Source organism: Enterobacter sp. RIT637 (assembly GCF_019718755.1).
Taxonomy (GTDB): domain Bacteria; phylum Pseudomonadota; class Gammaproteobacteria; order Enterobacterales; family Enterobacteriaceae; genus Enterobacter.
In genome coordinates, this window is the sequence record NZ_JAIHAZ010000016.1 from 1 (window position 1) to 20,644 (window position 20,644).

Genomic DNA, 20,644 nt, shown 5'->3' on the forward strand with positions numbered 1-20,644 from the left:
CATGTGTTAGGCCTGCCGCCAGCGTTCAATCTGAGCCATGATCAAACTCTTCAATTTAAGTTTGATGCTCGTGAATTAAACTTCGTAATGAATTACGTATGTTCACTCAGAGACTTGGTATTCATTTTTCGTCTTGCGACGTTAAGAATCCATGTCACTTTGAGTGCCCACACAGATTGTCTGATAAATTGTTAAAGAGCAGTGCAACGCGGCTTTCGCTCACCGTTGCGAGGTCCCGTATATTACGTTTTCCTCATTCAGAGTCAAGCAATTATTTTCACTTTTCTCTGTTGGTGTTCATCTCTGAACCCCGCTAACCCGGCGGCCTGTAAGCCGTTGTTCCGTGTCAGTGGAGGCGCATTATAGGGAGTTCTCAGACGTTGACAACCCCTCTTTTAAAAAAAACGTTTAACCGTCTCTTTTTTGCGCAAAACTGTGTCAGAGCGCCAGTTTTTCGAGCGTTTCAAACCCATAACGACGTAAAACGGGTAAAAGTTGCTCAGTTTCTTTTGTTATCGCCATACAAAAAGCGATATTCGCGTCAGACGATTTTGCATCCGGCGCTTCATGTTCCAGCAGCCAGGCCGTGCGTCGAGCAATAGCAGCACCAGAATCCACTAGCCGAGTTCCTTCCGGGAGAACCTCTAAAAGTTCTTCCTGTAATAGAGGGAAGTGAGTGCAGCCCAGCACGACCGTATCCGGAGGCTCTGGCATCCGCAGCCACGGGCGAAGAATGCGACGCAGCTCGTCGAGCGATACCGCCTTTCCATGCAGCTTCGCTTCAGCCATCTCCACCAGTTCAGCCGAACCCAGCATCGCAATCTGGCATTCGTTAGCAAAACGGTCGATCAGCTCGCGCGTATAAGGACGTTTTACCGTGCCACGCGTGGCCAGCAAACCGACGATACCATTCGCCGTCAGACGTGCAGCGGGTTTAATTGCAGGCACGACACCCACAACCGGGAACGGGAATTTATCTCGCAGGGCAGGAAGGGAGACCGTGCTCGCCGTATTGCAGGCAATAACCGCCAGCGCCAGGGGATAGCGCTGTTGAACCGCAGTGACGATTTCAACCACACGCTCCACAATAAAGTCTTCACTCTTTTCCCCATAAGGGAACGCGACGTTATCGAAGGCGTAGATGTAATGGAGATCCGGCAGCAAATGCCGAATCTCATCATAGACCGAAAGCCCACCGACGCCGGAATCAAACACCAGCACGGTGGGACGCGGATTAGAAGGTGTAGCTGCCAGACAAGGTGTATTCCCGTCCTGCAGTTTGATAGCCATAAACTGTCTCGTAATCTTTATCGAACAGGTTGGCTATTTTACCACGAACTGTGAGGTGAGAGGTGACAGGATATGAAACTGCGACATCCCACAGGCTGACACCGCCCATTTTAACCTTTTGATACGGATAGGTTCCGAAGTTTGTATCGTAACGCGTCCCCAGGTAATGGTAAGTCAGGCTCCAGTCGAGATCATAGATCTGGGTATCGAGCTGGTACTTCACCTGCTGCTTAGCACGACGATCGAGAAGTTCGTTGGTCGCCGCATTACGCGCATCAACATAGTCATATCCGACGGTATGCATCAGCGGGCCAGTGTCAAATGACGCCGTGGCTTCCACACCTTTGATGCGTGCTTTACCGACGTTGTAATATTCCTGAAGGTTGTTATCGAAGTCGATAAGATTATCGACATCGTTACGGTAAGCCGAAACACGCCAGCTCACACCTGCCGTAAGCCCCTCGAATGCACCTTCCCACTGCTTGCTCTCTTCTGGATCAAGATGGTCGTTGCCATAGTAGCCGTAAAGCTGCCCTAAATTAGGCGCTTTATATGCCGTGCCGTAAGAGGCGATAAACCGATAACCCTCAATGAATTCCCAGGCGGCACTGCTCTGCCAGGTACCATGGCGACCAAACTGAGAGTTATCGTCGCTACGGACTGCTCCTTCAAGGGTAAAGTCGCCTAATTTTTGCAACCCGGTCAGATAGACGCCTGTGTTACGCAAGTCGTAGCCATTCGTGACATAGTTTGTGTTGGGCTCAGTGCTCTGTTTCTGCCAATCGACACCCGCGCCAATGTTGCCGTGTCCGACATCAACGGAGTTGGTCCACTGAACGTTGTACTGTTTGATTTCATCCAGCGTCGCCGTGGAGTCATAACGCCCCAGATGCGGATCGTAGTTAAAGTCTTTGCTGTGGCTGTAGCTGGAGAGCAACTGTGAATGGAAAATATCCTCGTTAAAGCGCAGCCCGGCATCCCAGGTCTGACTATATAACTGGCGGGTATCAACCAACACATCAGGTGTAAATGCGCTGTAATAGCCGTCATAAGCGGTACGGTTGCTGTAACCATAACCGCGCACAAAGCCACTCCACTGCTCAGAGAATGTATGTTCCAGCGCGCCGTATAGCGTTTTATTCATATAGCCGTCGCGATCGGTCTGAGCAAGACCGCCGTTGTTGCCGTCCGCGACCACATCAAAACCTTTGGTATAGGTGTAATCACCCGCCAGCGTCACGCGCGTGCTGTCGCCTAATGTTTGCTGCGTGCTGCCACCATAATTTTGGTAACCGTGCGAACCGACCCCGGCGTTCAGCGTTGTGCCGTCTTTTGCTCGCGTGGTGATAATGTTTACCACGCCGCCAATCGCGTCTGAACCATACACAGCAGAACGTGGCCCGCGAATGTATTCGATTCGCTGTACAAGGGCTATCGGAAACTGACTGAGATCTGACGATCCCGTGACACCCGCCTGGTTAAGGCGAATACCATCGACGAGAATCAGGACGTGGCTGGAGTTGGTGCCGCGTATAAAGAGAGAAGAGAGTTGCCCCATTCCGCCGTTTTGCGCCGTATCCACGCCGGGCAGGCGGCGCATGACATCAATGACGGTCGTGGATTGCCAGCGATCAATATCTTCACGCGTCACAACCGAGGTTGCAGCCAGAACAGATTTTTCAGGTTGTTCAAAACGATTTGCCGTCACCATCAACGAGTCGGCGCTATCCTGCGCCCAGCCCGAAAATGCCGTGACGGACAACGCCGTCAACAGCGATACTTTTTTAATCATTGTTAAAGCATCCACAATATAAGAAGGATGCCGCAGGCCTCATCTATAGCACGCGATGATGAAACCAAATGCGACGTGATCCCGGCAGGTCTTCGGGCTAGGTGGCGTTATACGGATGAAGACTTCCCATTTTCACAGTGTCTACAAATCTCATCCCGCCAGTCTTTACCGCTGCGCGTCAGCTCCAGATTTACACTGGATTCCCTTTTCACTCTCAGGAGACCGGAAACAGAATGCTACAATTAGACACGTATAGATGTCCAGACAGCTATTGGCCATTAAATCTGGACATCCCCTGAACAATGCCTACAATCCCCGCGTAATTCTTTATCACTCAGGACGCATCATGACCCCAGAACACCTCCCGACAGAACAGTACGACGCGCAGCTGGCAGAGAAAGTCGTCCGCCTGCAAAGTATGATGACGCCTTTCAACGCGCCCGTTCCCGAGGTGTTCCGCTCTCCTGTCAGCCACTACCGCATGCGCGCCGAGTTCCGCATCTGGCACGACGGTGACGACCTGTACCACATCATTTTCGATCAGCAGACGAAATCCCGTATTCGCGTGGACAGCTTTCCGGCGGCGAGCGAACTCATTAACCAGCTCATGACGCTGATAATGGACGGCGTGCGCAACAATCCGGTACTGCGTAACAAGCTGTTCCAGATTGACTACCTGACCACGCAAAGCAATCAGGCGATTGTCTCTCTGCTGTATCACAAAGCGCTTAACGACGAGTGGCGTGAGCAGGCGGAAGCGCTGCGCGATGCGCTGCGTGCGCAGAACATCAACGTTCACCTGATTGGCCGCGCGACCAAAACCAAAATCATGCTGGATCAGGATTACATCGACGAGCGCCTGCCGGTGGCAGGTAAAGAGATGGTGTATCGTCAGGTCGAGAACAGCTTCACCCAGCCGAACGCCGCGATGAACGTGCAGATGCTGGAGTGGGCGCTGAAGGCGACGGAGGGGTCTAAGGGCGATCTGCTTGAACTCTACTGCGGTAACGGCAACTTCTCGCTGGCGCTGGCGCGTAACTTTGATCGCGTCCTGGCAACAGAAATCGCCAAGCCGTCGGTGGCCGCCGCGCAGTACAACATTGCCGCTAACCATATCGACAACGTGCAGATCATTCGTATGGCGGCAGAAGAGTTCACGCAGGCCATGAACGGCGTACGCCAGTTTAACCGCCTGGAAGGGATCGATCTGAAGGGCTACCAGTGTGAGACGATTTTTGTCGATCCGCCGCGCAGCGGCCTGGATAGCGAAACCGAGAAGATGGTGCAGGCGTACCCGCGCATTTTGTACATCTCCTGCAACCCGGAGACGCTGTGCAAGAACCTCGAAACATTAAGCCAGACGCACAAGGTAGAACGTCTGGCGCTGTTCGATCAGTTCCCGTATACGCACCATATGGAGTGCGGCGTTTTACTTACCGCACGGTGATCTGTAGGCCGGATAAGCGTAGCGCCATCCGGCGTTTTTGGCAGGTGGCGCTTCGCTTACCTGCCCTACAAATAATTCATTACTCCGGCAACTGGCTTTTACGGCTACGCATGCGCGAGCCAATCCAGAACACCAGCGCCACAGACAGTACCGCAGGGAAGAAGTTAGAGCCGATATCCGGATACTCCGCGCGCACCACGGTGCTATACAGCAAGACGCCCAGAATAAAGCAGGCAGCGGCCAGCCCCGGTAACCCCACCGGCATGGTGCGGTTCAGGTAACGTTGATGCAGGCAGTAAACCGTCAGCACCAGCGCAATAAGCGGGAAAATCGAAAACGGCACGATTGAGCTAAAAATAGCGGCAAACGTACCATTAATGGATAAGCCAGCGATCAATGCCAGCAACAGCGTCCCTTTATCCTGACCTGACTGTTTCATTACTCACCTTCACTCTTCGGTTTGATGTGCCAACTTCTCTTGTTCACGGCGATACCAGTAGTACGCGCCTTTAGAAATCATGCGCAGCTGCAATACCAGTCGCTCTTCGAGCTGCTTGCGTTGTTCAATGCTGACATCCAGCGCTTCGGCACCTGCGCTGAAAACAATCGTCACCATCGCCTCGGCCTGTGCTTCAGTAAACGCACGCGGCATATGGTTTTCGAGTTCAAGATAGTCGGCAAGTTCCGCGATGAAGTGCTGAATTTCACGCGCGACGGCGGCACGAAACGCCGCCGATGTGCCCGAACGCTCGCGCAGAAGCAGACGAAACGCGTTGGGGTTATTGCCGATAAATTCCATAAAGGTCGATACGGAGGTGCGGATCACGCTGCCCCCTTTGGCGATACGCTGACGCGCCTGGCGCATCAGCTGGCGCAGCATCAGACCGCTCTCATCGACCATGGTCAGGCCCAGTTCATCCACATCACGGAAGTGACGATAGAAGGACGTTGGCGCAATCCCGGCCTCGCGTGCGACTTCGCGCAGGCTCAAACTGGCAAAACTCCGCTCAGCACTCAGTTGACTGAATGCGGCTTCCACCAGCGAACGCCGGGTTTTCTCTTTTTGTTGTGCTCTTACGCCCATCACGATAGTTGAATCCTTCCAAAGGCCTGATGGCACTATACCAGAGAATAAAATTAATCTGTTTACCTGGCTTTGTGAATGATTGTTTACGTGCGGTTTGTGCTCCACTGCCGGAAAAAAGCACAACGATAATTGGGTTACTCTGGCAATGATGTTATGATTCTGTTGCTTTTATGTATAAGAACAGGTAAGCCTTGCCATGCCACATTCCTACGATTACGACGCAATAGTTATTGGTTCCGGCCCCGGCGGCGAAGGTGCTGCTATGGGTCTGGTGAAACAGGGAGCCAGAGTAGCGGTCATCGAGCGCTACCATAATGTCGGCGGCGGTTGCACCCACTGGGGCACCATCCCTTCAAAAGCCCTCCGCCACGCCGTTAGCCGCATTATTGAATTTAACCAGAACCCTCTCTACAGCGACCACTCCCGACTTCTTCGTTCCTCCTTTGCCGACATCCTGAATCACGCGGATACCGTCATTAACCAGCAGACGCGCATGCGTCAGGGGTTTTATGAGCGTAACCACTGTGAGATTTTGCAGGGCAACGCGCATTTTGTGGATGAACATACCCTGGCACTCGAATGCCACGACGGTTCGGTTGAAACCCTTACCGCCGAAAAATTTGTCATCGCCTGCGGTTCACGCCCATACCATCCGGCAGACGTCGACTTCTCGCACCCGCGTGTTTACGACAGCGACTCCATCCTCAGCCTCCACCACGAGCCACGACACGTGATTATCTACGGCGCAGGCGTGATTGGCTGTGAATATGCGTCGATCTTCCGCGGAATGGAGGTCAAAGTTGATCTCATCAACACCCGCGACCGCCTGCTGGCGTTCCTCGATCAGGAGATGTCAGATTCGCTCTCCTATCACTTCTGGAACAGCGGCGTGGTCATTCGCCACAACGAAGAGTACGAGAAGATCGAAGGCTGCGATGACGGGGTGATCATGCACCTGAAGTCCGGCAAAAAGCTGAAAGCCGACTGCCTGCTGTACGCCAACGGTCGTACCGGCAACACGGATTCACTGCAGCTGGAAAATATCGGGCTTGAAACCGACAGCCGCGGTCAGCTGAAGGTCAACAGCATGTACCAGACTGCCCTGCCGCACGTTTACGCGGTGGGCGACGTAATTGGTTACCCAAGCCTGGCCTCTGCCGCTTACGACCAGGGTCGCATTGCGGCTCAGGCGCTGGTAAAAGGCGAAGCGACGGCGCACCTGATCGAAGATATCCCAACGGGTATCTACACCATTCCGGAAATCAGTTCGGTCGGTAAAACCGAGCAGCAGCTAACGGCAATGAAGGTGCCTTACGAGGTGGGACGTGCCCAGTTTAAACATCTGGCGCGGGCGCAAATCGTGGGGATGAGCGTAGGTACGCTGAAGATTTTGTTCCATCGCGAGACGAAAGAGATCCTCGGTATTCACTGCTTCGGTGAACGCGCGGCGGAAATCATTCATATCGGCCAGGCGATAATGGAGCAGAAAGGCGGTGGTAACACCATTGAGTACTTCGTTAACACCACCTTTAACTACCCGACGATGGCGGAAGCCTATCGGGTAGCTGCGCTGAACGGCTTAAACCGCCTGTTTTAATGCATTGTCAAAATGGCCATCCATCGAACCACGGATGGCCTCTGCCAGCTGCTCATAGCGGCTGCGCAGCGGTGAACCCGGACGATAAACGAGGCCAATGGTGCGACGCGGCTCCGGCTTAATGCACGGCAGATAAACCACGCCATCACGCTTACGCTCGCGCGGCACGGCCAGCGCAGGCAGCAGCGTAATTCCGCTTCCCGCCGCGACCATATTACGCAGCGTTTCCAGGCTGGTTGCGCGGAAATGGGTATCCTCATCCGCACCCGCTTCGAAGCAGAAGCCCATCGCCTGATCGCGCAGGCAGTGGCCATCTTCCAGCATCAGCAGCTTTTCGCCGGCCAGATCGGCCATCGGCACGCGATCGCGGTTCGCCCACGGGTGATCTTCATAGATCGCCAGCATCATCGGCTCATCGAACAGCGGCACTTCAATAAAGGCTTCACTCTCTTTTACCAGCGCCAGAATCGCACAGTCGAGCTTGCCGCTATCTAATTGCGCCAGCAGCTGATGGGTTTGCGCTTCATGCAGGTACATTTCGAGTTTCGGGAACGTCTGGTGCAGCATCGGAATGATGTGCGGCAACAGGTACGGGCCAACGGTTGGGATCAGGCCAATATGCAGCGGGCCGGACATCGCCTCCCCCTGCTGGCTTGCCATTTCCTTGAGCACTTTGACCTCGCGCAGCACGGTGCGCGCCTGATCCACCAGCAGAAGACCTGCCTGTGTGAACAGAACCTTACGACTGGTGCGCTCCAGCAGCATCACGCCCAGCTCGTCTTCCAGCTTGCGGATCTGACCGCTCAGCGTGGGCTGGCTGACGTGGCAGGAATCTGCCGCGCGGCGAAAGTGACGATGCTCGGCTAACGCTACCAGGTATTCAAGATCACGAATATTCATTATTCATCCTCCGTCGCCACGATAGTTCATGGCGATAGATAGCATAGCAACGAACGATTATCCCTATCAAGCATTCTGTTGAATAATACACCACATAGACGAGGCGGCACGTGTTTGACCCTTGACGTCCCCGCACCGTCAGCGAGTTTCTCTCAAAACTCGAACAACTAAAGCCAACGTGAACTTTTGCGGACCCCGTGGTCCGCATTTTTTTTGCGTAAAAAAGCCCGAGGTAAAAGCAAAATGGCAACCGAAGTTGCCATTTTTAGTGTTTGCTCCCTCTCCCTGTGGGAGAGGGTCGGGGTGAGGGCACCAGCCCGCACGGTTCAAACCAACCGGTTTTTCGCATCCGCAATCGCCTGCGCCACCTGCTTCGGCGACACGCCGCCTTTCGCCGCACGCTTATCCAGGCAAGACTGCAGCGCCAGAATCGGATATACATCATCCCCGATAACCGCGCTGAACTTCTGCAGATCGGCCAGCGCCAGATCTTCCAGCGGTTTACCCTGACGAATGGCTTCCACTACCGCTTCACCCACAATATGGTGCGCTTCACGGAACGGTACGCCCTTCGCCACCAGATAATCTGCCAGTTCGGTAGAGTTCGCATAGCCCTGCTGCGCCGCTTCCTGACAGCGCGGACGTTTCACCTGAATGCCGTCCAGCACCAGCGCGCCCATATGCAGACAGTCCAGCCAGGTGTCGAGCGCGTCGAACAGCCCTTCCTTGTCTTCCTGCATATCTTTGTTGTACGCCAGCGGCAGCCCTTTCAGGGTCATCATCATGCCGGTCAGCGCGCCCTGCACGCGGCCACATTTGCCGCGGATCAGCTCCAGCGCGTCCGGGTTTTTCTTCTGCGGCATCAGGGATGAGCCTGAGGTCACGCGGTCGGACAGCTCGACGAAGCCCGCTTCGCCAGAGTTAAAGAAGATCAGGTCTTCGGCAAAGCGCGACAGGTGCACCATCCCGATAGAGGCATTGGAGAGCAGCTCCAGCACGTGGTCGCGGTCGGACACGCTGTCCAGGCTGTTACGGGTAGCGGAAGCAAAGCCCAGCCAGCCTGCCAGCTGCTCGCGGTCGATTTCATACGCCGTACCGGCCAGCGCGCCGCTGCCCAGCGGGCTGACGTCCAGACGCTTCAGGGTATCCTGCAGACGGCTTTCATCACGCGCCAGCATCTCAACGTAGGCCAGACACCAGTGCGCAAAGGTCACCGGCTGCGCACGCTGCAGGTGGGTATAACCCGGCATCACCGCGTCCTGGTTGTTCTGCGCGGTCTCCACCAGCGCATTCTGCAGCTGACGGTTGGCTGCCAGCAGTTCGCCAACGGTATCTTTACACCACAGCTTCAGATCGGTGGCGACCTGGTCGTTACGGCTACGGCCAGTGTGCAGCTTTTTACCCAGCTGGCCAACTTTGTCGATCAGTTTGCCTTCCACCCAGCTGTGAATATCTTCGGCATCGCTTTCGAGGATCTGCTGCGGGTTAAGACGCACCTCTTCCAGCAGATTGTTCAGCGCTTCTTCCAGCTGTAATTGTTCGTCTGCGGTCAGTACGCCCACCGTCACCAGCGCTTTGGACCAGGCCACAGAGCCGACAATATCCTGTTCGGCCAGGCGGTAGTCGAAGCGCAAAGAGTCGTTGAACTGTTTGAACCGCTGATCCGCTGCCTGTGTAAAACGCCCACCCCAAAGTGCCATAACATCGTTCCTTTATTCGTTAGTTCCGCCGGGTGGCGCTACGCTTACCCGGCCTACGGTCATTCAATAAAAACTTAGGCTAAAATACGCGTGCCAATCGGCGTGCCGTTAAACAGCGCCGGAAGCTGCTCCGCGTGACGCCAGGAGGCGATATCCACCGGGCGGCCCAGCGTGCGTGCGGCATCCAGCGCGGCGTTCACTTTGACAATCATACCGTCGGTAATAATGCCCTGAGCAATCAGCTGCTCGGCTTTCTCTGCCGTCATTTCCGCAATGCGCTGGCCTTTACCGTCCAGAATGCCGCTCACGTCGGAGAGCAGGATCAGGTCTGCACCCAGCGTTGCCGCCAGCGCGGTCGCCGCCTGGTCAGCGTTGACGTTCATCAGCTCGCCCTCTTCGGTCACGCCGATGGAGCTCACTACCGGCAGGAAACCGCCTTCCAGCAGCGTGTTAATCAGCTTAGGCGAACCCGGCTGCGCCAGTCCAACGTGACCGAGCTCTTCGTCGAGCTGGGTCACTTTTACGCTGTCGCCATCGCCCAGATAGAGGCCCACGGACGCGATGTGGTGTTTCTTCGCCCACGCCAGCAGCGTTTTGTTCGCCGTACCCGCCAGCGCACCGGTAATGATGTCAATCTGGTCAGCAGGCGTCACGCGCAGGCCGTTTTTCTTTTTCACCGGCAGGTTGAGCCCTTTCATCAGCTCATCCACCACGCAGCCGCCGCCGTGCACAATTACCAGCGGACGCTGGTGTGATTCGCGATAGTTCACCAGCGCGGTAAAGAGACGCTCCAGCGCTTCTTCGCTGTCCAGCAGTACACCACCGAGTTTGATAATTAATGGGTTCATCATCACACCTTAAATAAGAGCCTGCGTTTCAGGGAAACCGAAACGAATATTTGCACACTGCATTGCCTGTGCGGCAGCGCCTTTGAGTAAGTTATCTTCTGCGGCGACAACGATGAGATGCTCGCCCTGCACGGCAAAGCCGATATCGCAGAACGGCAGGCCGACCACGTTTTTCAGCGCCGGTACACCTTTGTCATACAGGCGCACCAGCGGTTTATCCGCGTACGCCTGCGTGAAGACCTCGTTCACCTGCTCTTTGGTCACGCCGGGCTTCAGGCGGCAGGTAATGGTTTCGAGGATCCCGCGCGGGAAGCTGCCCAGGTGCGGAGTGAAAATCACCTCCGCGCCCAGATGCGTCGTGATTTCAGGGTGATGACGGTGATTAAACACGCCATACGGCTGAAGGCTCACTTCACAGAAGCTGTTGGAGATAGCGGCCTTACGCCCTGCTCCGCTCACGCCGCTGGTGGCGTTGATCACCGGCCACTGGCTCAGATCCAGCAGACCCGCGTCGATCAGCGGCTTCAGGGAAAGCTGCGCCGCCGTCGGGTAGCAGCCCGGCACGGCAATCAGGTCCGCTTCTTTTAGCTTGTCTGCGCTCCACTCCGCCAGGCCGTACACCGCTTTTTCAAGCAGATCCAGGTGCTGGTGAGTGAAGCCGTAATATTTTTCGTAAAACGCGCCGTCGTTAACGCGGAACGCGCCGGAGAGGTCAAAGACCACGCAGCCGGCGGCCAGGAACTGTGGCGCCAGGTCGTGGCTGACCTCGTGCGCGGTGGCTAAAAACACCACGTCGACGCCGTCGGTAAACTCGCTGATGTCAGACATGGGCTGCAGCGGCAGATCGACAATGCCCTTAAGCCACGGATGCAAATCGGAAATTAACTTTCCTGCATCATTGCTTTGCGCTGACACGGTCAAAGCGGTTATGGTCATATGTGGATGGCGATTCACGTAGCTTACAAGCTCTGCGCCCGCATAACCGCTAGCGCCTACAATCAGCGTATTCAACATCGGGTTCCTTTATGCTCAACGTTAATGTATTTTTATTCACATTTATTGCATGAATATTGATACTATCACGACCTAAGGTGTGTCAACAATGAAAATGAACTTACCGCCATTTATCGAGATCTACCGCGCCCTGATTGCCACACCGTCTATCAGCGCAACGGAAGAAGCGCTGGATCAGAGCAATGAGTCTTTAATCAATCTGCTGGCGGGTTGGTTTAGCGATCTTGGGTTTAACGTTGAGGTTCAGCCCGTCCCCGGAACACGCCATAAATTCAACCTGCTTGCCAGCACCGGAACCGGTGCGGGCGGCCTGCTGCTGGCCGGCCATACCGACACCGTGCCCTTTGACGATGGCCGCTGGACGCGCGATCCGTTCACCCTGACCGAGCACGACAACAAGCTCTACGGTCTGGGCACCGCCGACATGAAAGGCTTCTTCGCCTTTATCCTCGACGCGCTGCGTGACGTGGACGTGACGAAGCTGAAAAAACCGCTCTACATTCTGGCGACCGCCGATGAAGAGACCAGCATGGCGGGCGCGCGCTACTTCTCTGAAAACACCTCGATTCGCCCGGACTGCGCGATTATCGGTGAGCCAACGTCTCTGCAGCCGATCCGCGCGCACAAAGGCCATATTTCTACCGCCGTGCGCGTGCTGGGCCAGTCCGGCCACTCCAGCGATCCGGCGCGCGGCGTGAACGCCATCGAGCTAATGCATGACGCCATCGGCCGCATCATGACCCTGCGTGACGACCTGAAAGAGCGCTATCACTACGAGGCGTTCACCGTGCCGTATCCGACGCTGAACCTCGGCAGCCTGCACGGCGGCGATGCCTCGAACCGTATCTGCGCCTGCTGCGAACTGCACATGGACATCCGCCCGCTGCCGGGCATGACCCTGAGCGATCTCGACGGCCTGCTGAATGAGGCGCTGGCCCCGGTGAGCGAGCGCTGGCCGGGCCGCCTGACGGTCTCCGAACTGCATCCGCCGATCCCGGGTTACGAATGCCCGCCGGATCACCAGCTGGTCCAGGTAGTGGAAAAGCTGCTCGGCGAAAAAACCGACGTGGTGAACTACTGCACCGAAGCGCCGTTTATTCAGACGCTTTGCCCGACGCTGGTCCTTGGCCCTGGCTCCATCAACCAGGCCCATCAGCCGGATGAATATCTGGAAACCCGCTTCATCAAGCCCACCCGCGAACTGATTACCCAGGTTGTGCATCACTTCTGCTGGCATTAAAACCGCACCGAAGAGTCCCCTCTCCCACTGGGAGAGGGTTAGGGTGAGGGCAACAAACCGCAAGATCTCCGTCACATTCCCATAAGCATCTCTTATCTGACGCAATGCGAATTAAATTTCGTAAATTGCCCGCATTTATTCGTTTGCTGAACCGTTTTCGCAGCAATTGACGACGGGGGTTTTACGTGGCTTTATAAAGGGAGATGACAAAATAATGTCCAGAAGATTTTCGCCTGGACATAAACAAAAATGATGGGGTGACTGGGTTTTTATGAACGAACAATATTCCGCGTTGCGTAGTAATGTCAGTATGCTCGGCAAAGTGCTTGGAGATACCATCAAAGATGCGTTGGGGGAGAACATCCTCGACCGCGTTGAAACCATCCGCAAGCTGTCTAAATCTTCCCGTGCCGGTAACGAAGCCAATCGTCAGGAGCTGCTCACCACCTTGCAGAACCTCTCTAACGATGAGCTGCTGCCCGTTGCACGCGCATTCAGCCAGTTCCTGAACCTGGCCAACACTGCTGAGCAATATCACAGCATTTCGCCAAATGGCGAAGCTGCCAGCAACCCGGAAGTCATTGCCCGTACGCTTCGTAAACTCAAAGACCAGCCAAATCTCAACGAAGCCACCATCAAAAAAGCGGTGGAATCCCTTTCGCTTGAACTGGTACTGACCGCTCACCCAACCGAGATCACCCGTCGTACGCTGATCCACAAAATGGTGGAAGTGAACAACTGTCTGAAGCAGTTGGATAACAAAGACATTGCCGACTACGAACGCAACCAGCTGATGCGCCGTCTGCGCCAGCTGATTGCCCAGTCCTGGCACACCGATGAAATTCGTAAGCATCGCCCAAGCCCGGTCGACGAGGCCAAATGGGGTTTTGCGGTGGTGGAAAACAGCCTGTGGGAAGGGATACCAAACTACCTGCGCGAGCTGAACGAACAGCTGGAAGAGAACCTGGGCTACCGCCTGCCGGTTGATTTTGTTCCGGTGCGCTTCACCTCCTGGATGGGCGGCGACCGCGACGGTAACCCGAACGTGACCGCGGAAATCACCCGCCACGTCCTGCTGCTGAGCCGCTGGAAAGCAACCGATCTGTTCCTGAAAGATATTCAGGTGCTGATCTCCGAGCTGTCGATGGTTGAAGCTACGCCGGAACTTCGCGCGCTGGCCGGAGAAGAAGGTGCCAGCGAGCCGTACCGTTTCCTGATGAAAAAACTGCGTGGTCAGCTGATGGCGACTCAGGCCTGGCTGGAAGCACGCCTCAAAGGCCAGCGCCTGCCGAAGCCGGAAGGTCTGCTCAGCCAGAACGAGCAGCTCTGGGAGCCGCTGTATGCCTGTTACCAGTCGCTTCAGGCCTGTGGCATGGGCATCATCGCCAACGGCGAACTGCTCGACACCCTGCGCCGCGTGAAGTGTTTCGGCGTGCCGCTGGTGCGTATCGATGTGCGTCAGGAAAGTACCCGTCATACTGAAGCGCTGGGTGAACTGACCCGCTACCTCGGCATCGGCGATTATGAAAGCTGGTCCGAAGCCGACAAGCAGGCCTTCCTGATCCGCGAGCTGAATTCCAAGCGCCCTCTCCTGCCGCGCAACTGGGAACCGAGCAACGACACGCGTGAAGTGCTCAATACCTGTAAGGCGATCGTGGACGCGCCGAAAGGATCGGTGGCCGCCTATGTGATCTCCATGGCGAAGACCCCATCCGACGTGCTGGGCGTTCACCTCCTGCTGAAAGAAGCCGGTATCGACTACGCTCTGCCGGTCGCGCCGCTGTTTGAAACCCTCGACGACCTGAACAACGCCAACGACGTGATGACGCAGCTGCTGAACATCGACTGGTATCGCGGTTTTATTCAGGGCAAGCAGATGGTGATGATTGGCTATTCCGACTCCGCAAAAGACGCGGGCGTGATGGCGGCATCCTGGGCTCAGTATCAGGCGCAGGACGCGCTGATCAAAACCTGCGAGAAAGCCGGTATTGAACTGACCCTGTTCCACGGACGCGGTGGCTCCATTGGCCGTGGCGGCGCGCCTGCTCACGCAGCGCTGCTCTCGCAGCCGCCGGGAAGCCTGAAAGGCGGCCTGCGCGTCACCGAACAGGGCGAGATGATCCGCTTCAAATACGGTCTGCCGGAAGTGACTATCAGCAGCCTGTCGCTCTACACCAGCGCCATTCTGGAAGCGAACCTGCTGCCACCGCCGGAGCCGAAAGAATCCTGGTGTCGCATCATGGACGAGCTGTCAGATATCTCCTGCGACCTTTATCGCGGCTACGTGCGTGAAAACAAAGATTTCGTGCCGTACTTCCGCTCGGCTACGCCTGAGCAGGAGCTGGGTAAACTGCCGCTGGGCTCGCGTCCTGCGAAGCGTCGCCCAACCGGTGGCGTCGAGTCTCTTCGCGCGATTCCGTGGATCTTCGCCTGGACGCAAAACCGTCTGATGCTGCCCGCCTGGCTGGGTGCCGGTGCCGCGCTGCAAAAAGTAGTGGAAGACGGCAAGCAAAACGAGCTGGAAACCATGTGCCGCGACTGGCCGTTCTTCTCTACTCGGCTTGGCATGCTGGAGATGGTCTTCTCGAAAGCTGACCTGTGGCTGGCGGAATACTACGATCAGCGTCTGGTGAAACCAGAGCTGTGGGCGCTGGGTAAAGAGCTGCGCGAACTGTTGGAAGGCGACATCAAGGTGGTGCTGGATATTGCCAACGACTCACACCTGATGGAAGACCTGCCATGGATTGCCGAATCTATCCAGCTGCGTAATATCTACACCGACCCGCTTAACGTCCTGCAGGCAGAACTGCTGCACCGTTCGCGTCTGGCGGAAGAGGAAGGTAAAGAGCCAGATCCACGCGTCGAGCAGGCGTTAATGGTGACGATTGCAGGCGTTGCGGCGGGTATGCGTAACACCGGCTAATGCTTTACGCCCGGCGGCGCTGCGCTTGCACGGGCCTACGATAAGTAGGCCGGGTAAGCGTTAGCGCCGCCGGGCAATACCCTGGTATCCACACCATGCTCCACGATATTCCCCACATTCTGACTGACCTGATCAACGGCACAACACCGCTGCGTCAGGTGCATTTTGCAAACCCAGCGACCTCCGCCCCCGAACTTGCCTTGCAGGTCGATTTTCCGCGTCTGGAGATGGTGATCGAAGGTTCGATGAAAGACCTGGCTGACTACGTTTTACAGCAGGGTGATGTTTTATACGTCCCGGCTGGCGGCTGGAATAATCCGCAATGGCAAACGCCCGCAACCACGCTGAGCATTCTGTTTGGCAAACAGCAGCTTGGGTTTAGCCTCCTGCGCTGGGACGGTGTCGAGGTCCGAAACCTGGCGAAGCAGCACGTTGCCCGCCGCGGTCCGCGCATTGGGTCTCTTCTGTTACAGACGCTCCATGAAATACAGATGCAACCGCACGAGCAGCAAACTGCACGGCTGATTGTCGCCAGCCTGCTTAGCCACTGCGTCGACCTGCTGGGTAGTCAGATCCAAACCGCCTCCCGCAGTCAGGCTCTGTTTGAAGCGATTCGGGTCTATATTGACGAACACTACGCCACACCGCTCACCCGAGAGTCCGTTGCCCAGGCGTTTTACATCTCCCCAAACTATCTGTCGCATCTGTTCCAGAAAACGGGCGCAGTGGGTTTCAATGAATACCTGACCCACACCCGGCTGGAGCACGCGCGTCAGCTGCTGAAAGGGTATGATTTAAAAGTGAAGGAAGTGGCTCACGCCTGCGGGTTTGTCGACAGTAACTACTTCTGCCGGTTATTCCGGAAAAATACGGAGCGCTCGCCCTCGGAGTATCGCCGCCAGTATCACAGTCAGCTCACCGAAAAAGCGCCTGGTCCAGAATGACCTGAGTATGCTGCGGCGCGGACAGCAATTTTCGTACTGCGCCCATCACCTTCTGCGGATCGCGTAAAAAAGCATTAATTCCACACTTCACGTAGCGTGCGTTTTCAAAGCGTTCGCTTTCCGCCAGTTCGATATCCGTGATCAGCAAGACCACATCGGCGCGGCGAATATCGTCATCCGTTAGCGTATTCTCAATGCCCAGTGCGCCCTGCGTTTCAATGAGAACGCTGCATTTCTCCTGCTGGCAAATTTTCTCCAGCCGTTCGGCGGCCATATAGGTATGCGCGACGCCACTGACGCACGCGGTCACGGCCACCAGATGACGCCCCGTTAGCACTGTCATTCTCAACCTCCTACGGTGACCTGAAATCCTTCACGTTCCGCCATCAGGCGCATGGCTGACACCTCTTCTTCCGTCGGCGGAACCACCTGCCGCATACCCCACTCCTGCCCCAGCAAACGGTATTTCGGCTCTCCATACTGATGGAACGGCAGTAAATGCAGCTGGCGTATTCCCGAAGGTAGCAGAAACGCCAGCACCTTCGCCATGTTCGTTTCGTTGAGCGTATAGCCCGGAATAAGCGGCACGCGAGGGATCACGTTTATCCCCTCTGTCACCAGCTGCATAAAATTATCCAGCACTCTGGGCAGATTCATTGCCACCCGCGCGTGCGCCTGCTCCGCGTCCATGATCTTCAAATCAAACAGCACTTCATCACACTGGCGAGCCAGAGGCAGTAAGCGGGACAAAGGCGCATCGCCTGCCGTTTCGATGGCCGTATGCACGCTGTAACGACGCAGCCTCTGTAAAAGCCGTGTCGCGAAAGGCGCCTGCATCAACACTTCTCCACCGGAAAGGGTGACGCCGCCGCCCGAGGAACGAAAGAAGACATCGTCTTTCATTACCTCGTTTTCCAGCGCATCCAGAGTCATATCCCGCCCGATACGCTCGAACGCGCCGGAGGGACACTCTTCAGCGTCCCGCAGGCAGGGAGCACAGTGCAGGCATTTACTCTCCCGACGCACCGTTTCGATTTTCGGCGAGATCGACTCCGGATTCGCGCACCACGGACAGCGGTGAGGGCAGCCTTTAAAAAAAACCACCGTACGGATGCCGCGTCCGTCATTTAATGAGTAGCGCTGGATGTTGAAAATACGCGCCACGTCGACGTGCGTTTCAACCACGTCACAGCTGATGCGCTGTGCGGCGGATAATGTCATCCTGGATCTCCTTCGATAACTCAACAAAGAAGGCGCTGTATCCGGCAACGCGTACCACCAGCCCAGCAAAATCCTGCGGACGCTGTTGTGCTTCACGCAGTGTTTCTGCGTTCACCACGTTGAACTGGATATGCTGCAACTTAAGCTGCGTGAACGCGCGAAGGAAATCCGCCAGCTTTTGCAGCCCGGCATCGCCTTCCAGCGTCGCAGGAGTGAATTTAACGTTCAGCAACGTACCGTTGGATAACAGATAGTTATCCAGCTTACTGACTGATTTAAGTACCGCCGTCGGGCCCTGCATATCTTGCCCAAGCATCGGCGAGAGCCCACCGTCTGCCAGTTGCTCCCCGGCAAAACGGCCATCCGGTGTCGCACCTACCACAGCCCCCAGCGGTACGTGTGCCGATACGGTATAAGAGCCAGGCGTGAACTGCCCGCCGCGTGGGTTCCGGTATTTTTCGACCTCTTTACAGTAGTGGCGCAGCAGCTCCGCGCTGATATTGTCCACATCATCGATATCATTACCGTATTTTTCGAAGCGATTGATCAGTCGGGCACGGATTTTTTCGCCCTCAGGGGTGGCAAAGTTCGCTTTTAACACGGCTAACAGCTCATCAAAACTTAAGCGCTGCTGTTCAAAGACCAGCCCTTTCAGGGCATGCAGCGAGTCGCTCAGGTTTGCTATCCCGATCCCCTGCACGCCGGAAAAGTTATAGCGTGCGCCACCGTCGGTAATGTCTTTTCCTGATTCCAGACAATCGCTTATGAATGAAGAGAGTAACGGCACCGGAGCCCAGTCACGATGGCCGATATCGCAGATATTGCTCCCCTCGACCATCAGCGCGATGTAGTGATTAATTTTGGCGCGAATATGTTCCAGCAAGCCTTCATAGCTGAGCGCTGCGTTGCCTTCGTTCTCCTGCATCGCGATTTCCATCACTTTCAGCAGGTTAAACATGGCGATATCGTGCAGACCGTAGGTTTTCCCCGGGATCGACAGTTCAACGCAGCCGACGACCGCGTAATCACGCGCGTCTTCCAGCGACACACCGCGATTGAGGAAAGCAGGCACCACCACTTCATCATTGAAAATCTGCGGAATACCGGTGCCCAGACGGATCGTCTCCGCCGTTTTAAGCTGGAAAGGCCGGTCGATAAGTTCGTTAACCCGCACGCCGAGGTTCGGCTGAGGAAGCTGAACGCTCTGGTAAGCATCCAGACACAGGAAGGAAAGCACATTCACCGCGCTACGCCCGCTCTCCGTCAGGCCGCCCAATAGTGCGGTATACCCGGTCGGGAAACCGGCAAAATAGCGGGCGCTGCTGGTGGAGCGTAAAAGCACCACGTCATTGCACTTCACCCACAGCGATTCCAGAATCTCTTTCAGGAACGCGGGCGCTTCGCCCTGTGAGAGCGAGGCCTGATAAAAGGGCAGCATATACTGGTCAAAACGCCCGATGGAGAGCGAGCTGGCGTTAGATTCATACTGCAAAATGACGTTCATGTACCAGAACAGCTGACACGCCTGCCAGAACGTTTGCGGCTTATGCTGCGCGTTGTGGCGCGAGATTTCGGCAATCTTCCGTAATTCTTCACGCCGTGACGCAGTGCTGTGTTCGGCCAGCTCGTCGGCTAATGCCGCATAGCGCAGAATATGACGCTGGGACGCTTCAAGCAGAATCAGCGCGGCGGCATAGAACGTGTTTTGCGCATCGCGGGCGCAGTGTTCGCGCAATTCCTCCACCAGCGCACCCAGGCCGTTATTGAGCAGGCGCGGGTAGTCAATAATGATATGCCCCTGGCCCTTATCCGTCTGGTTGATGCTGAAAATTTGCGTCCCCACCGCGGCTTTCACCTCATCCGTCATCTGGCTGTTGATGAAATCCTTCATCGACCGGTTTTCCCAGTAGGGATACAGCACCTCACGGTAGGTCTGCTTATCCTCATCGCTGATTTCAAAGCGGTCCTGCGGACGCGTGGCAAACTGGTCCAGCTCCTTAAGCAGCCAGTAGGGATCCATCTCAGGCGACATAATGCCCGCGCGCGGTTTAACGGTTCGGTTTCCGGCAATCAGTTCCTCATCACGAATCGCGATGTTCACATGGTCAAGAATGTACGCCGTGGCTTTTGCACGCCTGAGGATAACCGGCTCTCCCTCCGTCTGCTGATGGCTGGCGGTATAGAGCAAAGCACGCTCAAGTGAGATCTCGCGCGGGTTGGCAAAGAGTGCGTCTTTCAAACGCTGGGTACGATTCGTCATGAGGGAACTCCTGTAACGGAAAACGAGCCCGCCCCGAGGGGCGGGAGAGCGTCAGGCGGTTTGCGCCAGGTGGGCATCAATCTTGTTCATGATGGCGTCGGCGCGTTTAACCGCGTCGCTGATGTTGACGCGCACGATGGTTTTCCCGGCAAAACGCTCCTCAAATTTAATGCCGATATCTTTGGTCAGGATCACCATATCTGCGGCGGCAACGTCTTCTGCCGTCAGTTCGTTCTCAAGACCAATCGACCCCTGCGTTTCAACCTTCACTTCCCAGCCTTTGGCTTTAGCGGCGCTTTCCAGCGCTTCGGCCGCCATGTAGGTATGGGCAACGCCAGACGGGCATGCTGTTACTGCGATAATTCGGGCCATGTTCTCTTC

17 protein-coding genes and 1 riboswitch are annotated in these 20,644 nt (G+C 55.9%); of the genes, 5 read left to right on the forward strand and 12 right to left on the reverse strand.

Going from position 1 to position 20,644, the window contains the following annotated elements:
• Positions 1-438 precede the first annotated feature (438 nt).
• A complete protein-coding gene (gene murI / locus K5E19_RS18835) occupies positions 439-1,290 on the reverse strand; it encodes a glutamate racemase (protein WP_221552557.1) in 852 nt (283 codons plus the stop codon).
• Complete coding sequence (btuB, locus tag K5E19_RS18840) at positions 1,235-3,082, reverse strand: TonB-dependent vitamin B12 receptor BtuB (protein ID WP_221552558.1); 1,848 nt, start codon at positions 3,080-3,082, stop codon at positions 1,235-1,237. The genes murI and btuB overlap by 56 nt, the downstream gene beginning before the upstream one ends.
• 65 nt (positions 3,083-3,147) lie before the next feature.
• A riboswitch (cobalamin riboswitch) is annotated at positions 3,148-3,324 on the reverse strand.
• 104 nt (positions 3,325-3,428) lie between these two features.
• Between btuB and trmA the strand changes: the two genes are divergently transcribed.
• Positions 3,429-4,529 (forward strand): tRNA (uridine(54)-C5)-methyltransferase TrmA, encoded by a 1,101-nt coding sequence (trmA, locus tag K5E19_RS18845; protein WP_221552559.1) that lies wholly within the window; start codon positions 3,429-3,431, stop codon positions 4,527-4,529.
• A gap of 79 nt (positions 4,530-4,608) precedes the next feature.
• Here trmA and K5E19_RS18850 read toward each other — a convergent pair whose 3' ends face one another.
• Both K5E19_RS18850 and fabR read right to left on the reverse strand, forming a co-directional pair.
• On the reverse strand, positions 4,609-4,968 hold the full coding sequence (locus tag K5E19_RS18850; RefSeq protein WP_008501783.1) for a YijD family membrane protein: 360 nt from the start codon (positions 4,966-4,968) through the stop codon (positions 4,609-4,611).
• Between the two features lie 9 nt (positions 4,969-4,977).
• Positions 4,978-5,616 carry an HTH-type transcriptional repressor FabR gene (gene fabR / locus K5E19_RS18855; protein ID WP_008501784.1) on the reverse strand — a complete coding sequence of 213 codons (639 nt, stop codon included), beginning with the start codon at positions 5,614-5,616 and terminating at the stop codon, positions 4,978-4,980.
• A gap of 196 nt (positions 5,617-5,812) precedes the next feature.
• On the opposite strand from fabR, the gene sthA reads away from it, so the two are divergent.
• Positions 5,813-7,213 carry a Si-specific NAD(P)(+) transhydrogenase gene (sthA, locus tag K5E19_RS18860; protein ID WP_063958106.1) on the forward strand — a complete coding sequence of 467 codons (1,401 nt, stop codon included), beginning with the start codon at positions 5,813-5,815 and terminating at the stop codon, positions 7,211-7,213.
• On the opposite strand, the gene oxyR is transcribed toward sthA, so the two are convergent.
• From oxyR to argC, 4 genes are all read right to left on the reverse strand, one after another.
• Positions 7,196-8,113 (reverse strand): DNA-binding transcriptional regulator OxyR, encoded by a 918-nt coding sequence (gene oxyR / locus K5E19_RS18865; protein WP_014172176.1) that lies wholly within the window; start codon positions 8,111-8,113, stop codon positions 7,196-7,198. The two genes, sthA and oxyR, sit on opposite strands and share 18 nt — an antisense overlap.
• A 326-nt stretch (positions 8,114-8,439) precedes the next feature.
• A complete protein-coding gene (gene argH, locus K5E19_RS18870) occupies positions 8,440-9,813 on the reverse strand; it encodes an argininosuccinate lyase (protein WP_221552560.1) in 1,374 nt (457 codons plus the stop codon).
• Between the two features lie 74 nt (positions 9,814-9,887).
• Positions 9,888-10,664 (reverse strand): acetylglutamate kinase, encoded by a 777-nt coding sequence (gene argB, locus K5E19_RS18875; RefSeq protein ID WP_090420882.1) that lies wholly within the window; start codon positions 10,662-10,664, stop codon positions 9,888-9,890.
• Positions 10,665-10,670: 6 nt separating this feature from the next.
• Complete coding sequence (gene argC / locus K5E19_RS18880) at positions 10,671-11,675, reverse strand: N-acetyl-gamma-glutamyl-phosphate reductase (RefSeq protein ID WP_221552561.1); 1,005 nt, start codon at positions 11,673-11,675, stop codon at positions 10,671-10,673.
• An 88-nt stretch (positions 11,676-11,763) separates the two neighbouring features.
• Between argC and argE the strand changes: the two genes are divergently transcribed.
• The 3 genes from argE to K5E19_RS18895 all read left to right on the forward strand — a co-directional run bounded on the left by argE (position 11,764) and on the right by K5E19_RS18895 (position 16,782).
• Positions 11,764-12,915, forward strand: coding sequence for an acetylornithine deacetylase (argE, locus tag K5E19_RS18885; RefSeq protein WP_028014830.1), 1,152 nt, complete (start codon positions 11,764-11,766; stop codon positions 12,913-12,915).
• A gap of 271 nt (positions 12,916-13,186) precedes the next feature.
• A complete protein-coding gene (gene ppc, locus K5E19_RS18890; RefSeq protein WP_089599276.1) occupies positions 13,187-15,838 on the forward strand; it encodes a phosphoenolpyruvate carboxylase in 2,652 nt (883 codons plus the stop codon).
• A gap of 95 nt (positions 15,839-15,933) precedes the next feature.
• Positions 15,934-16,782: an AraC family transcriptional regulator gene (locus K5E19_RS18895; protein ID WP_221552562.1), complete on the forward strand. Its 849-nt coding sequence runs from the start codon at positions 15,934-15,936 to the stop codon at positions 16,780-16,782.
• Here K5E19_RS18895 and K5E19_RS18900 read toward each other — a convergent pair.
• The 4 genes from K5E19_RS18900 to K5E19_RS18915 are packed head-to-tail and all read right to left on the reverse strand — an operon-like array spanning position 16,754 to position 20,635.
• Entirely contained in the window at positions 16,754-17,125 is a 372-nt protein-coding gene (locus tag K5E19_RS18900) for a PTS fructose-like transporter subunit IIB (protein ID WP_221552564.1), read from the reverse strand. The genes K5E19_RS18895 and K5E19_RS18900 overlap by 29 nt on opposite strands.
• Before the next feature lie 2 nt (positions 17,126-17,127).
• Positions 17,128-18,003, reverse strand: coding sequence for a [formate-C-acetyltransferase]-activating enzyme (locus K5E19_RS18905; protein ID WP_221552566.1), 876 nt, complete (start codon positions 18,001-18,003; stop codon positions 17,128-17,130).
• Complete coding sequence (locus K5E19_RS18910) at positions 17,969-20,263, reverse strand: formate C-acetyltransferase (protein WP_221552567.1); 2,295 nt, start codon at positions 20,261-20,263, stop codon at positions 17,969-17,971. Before K5E19_RS18910 ends, K5E19_RS18905 begins: the two co-directional genes overlap by 35 nt.
• Before the next feature lie 51 nt (positions 20,264-20,314).
• Entirely contained in the window at positions 20,315-20,635 is a 321-nt protein-coding gene (locus K5E19_RS18915; protein WP_023326311.1) for a PTS fructose-like transporter subunit IIB, read from the reverse strand.
• Between the last annotated feature and the right edge of the window lie 9 nt (positions 20,636-20,644).

Bases quoted from the DNA above. Each gene is read 5' to 3' on its own strand.
- murI (WP_221552557.1), bottom strand. From the start codon at position 1,290: ATGGCTATCAAACTGCAGGACGGGAATACACCTTGTCTGGCAGCTACA.
- btuB (WP_221552558.1), bottom strand. From the start codon at position 3,082: ATGATTAAAAAAGTATCGCTGTTGACGGCGTTGTCCGTCACGGCATTT.
- trmA (WP_221552559.1), top strand. From the start codon at position 3,429: ATGACCCCAGAACACCTCCCGACAGAACAGTACGACGCGCAGCTGGCA.
- K5E19_RS18850 (WP_008501783.1), bottom strand. From the start codon at position 4,968: ATGAAACAGTCAGGTCAGGATAAAGGGACGCTGTTGCTGGCATTGATC.
- sthA (WP_063958106.1), top strand. From the start codon at position 5,813: ATGCCACATTCCTACGATTACGACGCAATAGTTATTGGTTCCGGCCCC.
- oxyR (WP_014172176.1), bottom strand. From the start codon at position 8,113: ATGAATATTCGTGATCTTGAATACCTGGTAGCGTTAGCCGAGCATCGT.
- argH (WP_221552560.1), bottom strand. From the start codon at position 9,813: ATGGCACTTTGGGGTGGGCGTTTTACACAGGCAGCGGATCAGCGGTTC.
- argB (WP_090420882.1), bottom strand. From the start codon at position 10,664: ATGATGAACCCATTAATTATCAAACTCGGTGGTGTACTGCTGGACAGC.
- argC (WP_221552561.1), bottom strand. From the start codon at position 11,675: ATGTTGAATACGCTGATTGTAGGCGCTAGCGGTTATGCGGGCGCAGAG.
- argE (WP_028014830.1), top strand. From the start codon at position 11,764: ATGAAAATGAACTTACCGCCATTTATCGAGATCTACCGCGCCCTGATT.
- ppc (WP_089599276.1), top strand. From the start codon at position 13,187: ATGAACGAACAATATTCCGCGTTGCGTAGTAATGTCAGTATGCTCGGC.
- K5E19_RS18895 (WP_221552562.1), top strand. From the start codon at position 15,934: ATGCTCCACGATATTCCCCACATTCTGACTGACCTGATCAACGGCACA.
- K5E19_RS18900 (WP_221552564.1), bottom strand. From the start codon at position 17,125: ATGACAGTGCTAACGGGGCGTCATCTGGTGGCCGTGACCGCGTGCGTC.
- K5E19_RS18905 (WP_221552566.1), bottom strand. From the start codon at position 18,003: ATGACATTATCCGCCGCACAGCGCATCAGCTGTGACGTGGTTGAAACG.
- K5E19_RS18910 (WP_221552567.1), bottom strand. From the start codon at position 20,263: ATGACGAATCGTACCCAGCGTTTGAAAGACGCACTCTTTGCCAACCCG.
- K5E19_RS18915 (WP_023326311.1), bottom strand. From the start codon at position 20,635: ATGGCCCGAATTATCGCAGTAACAGCATGCCCGTCTGGCGTTGCCCAT.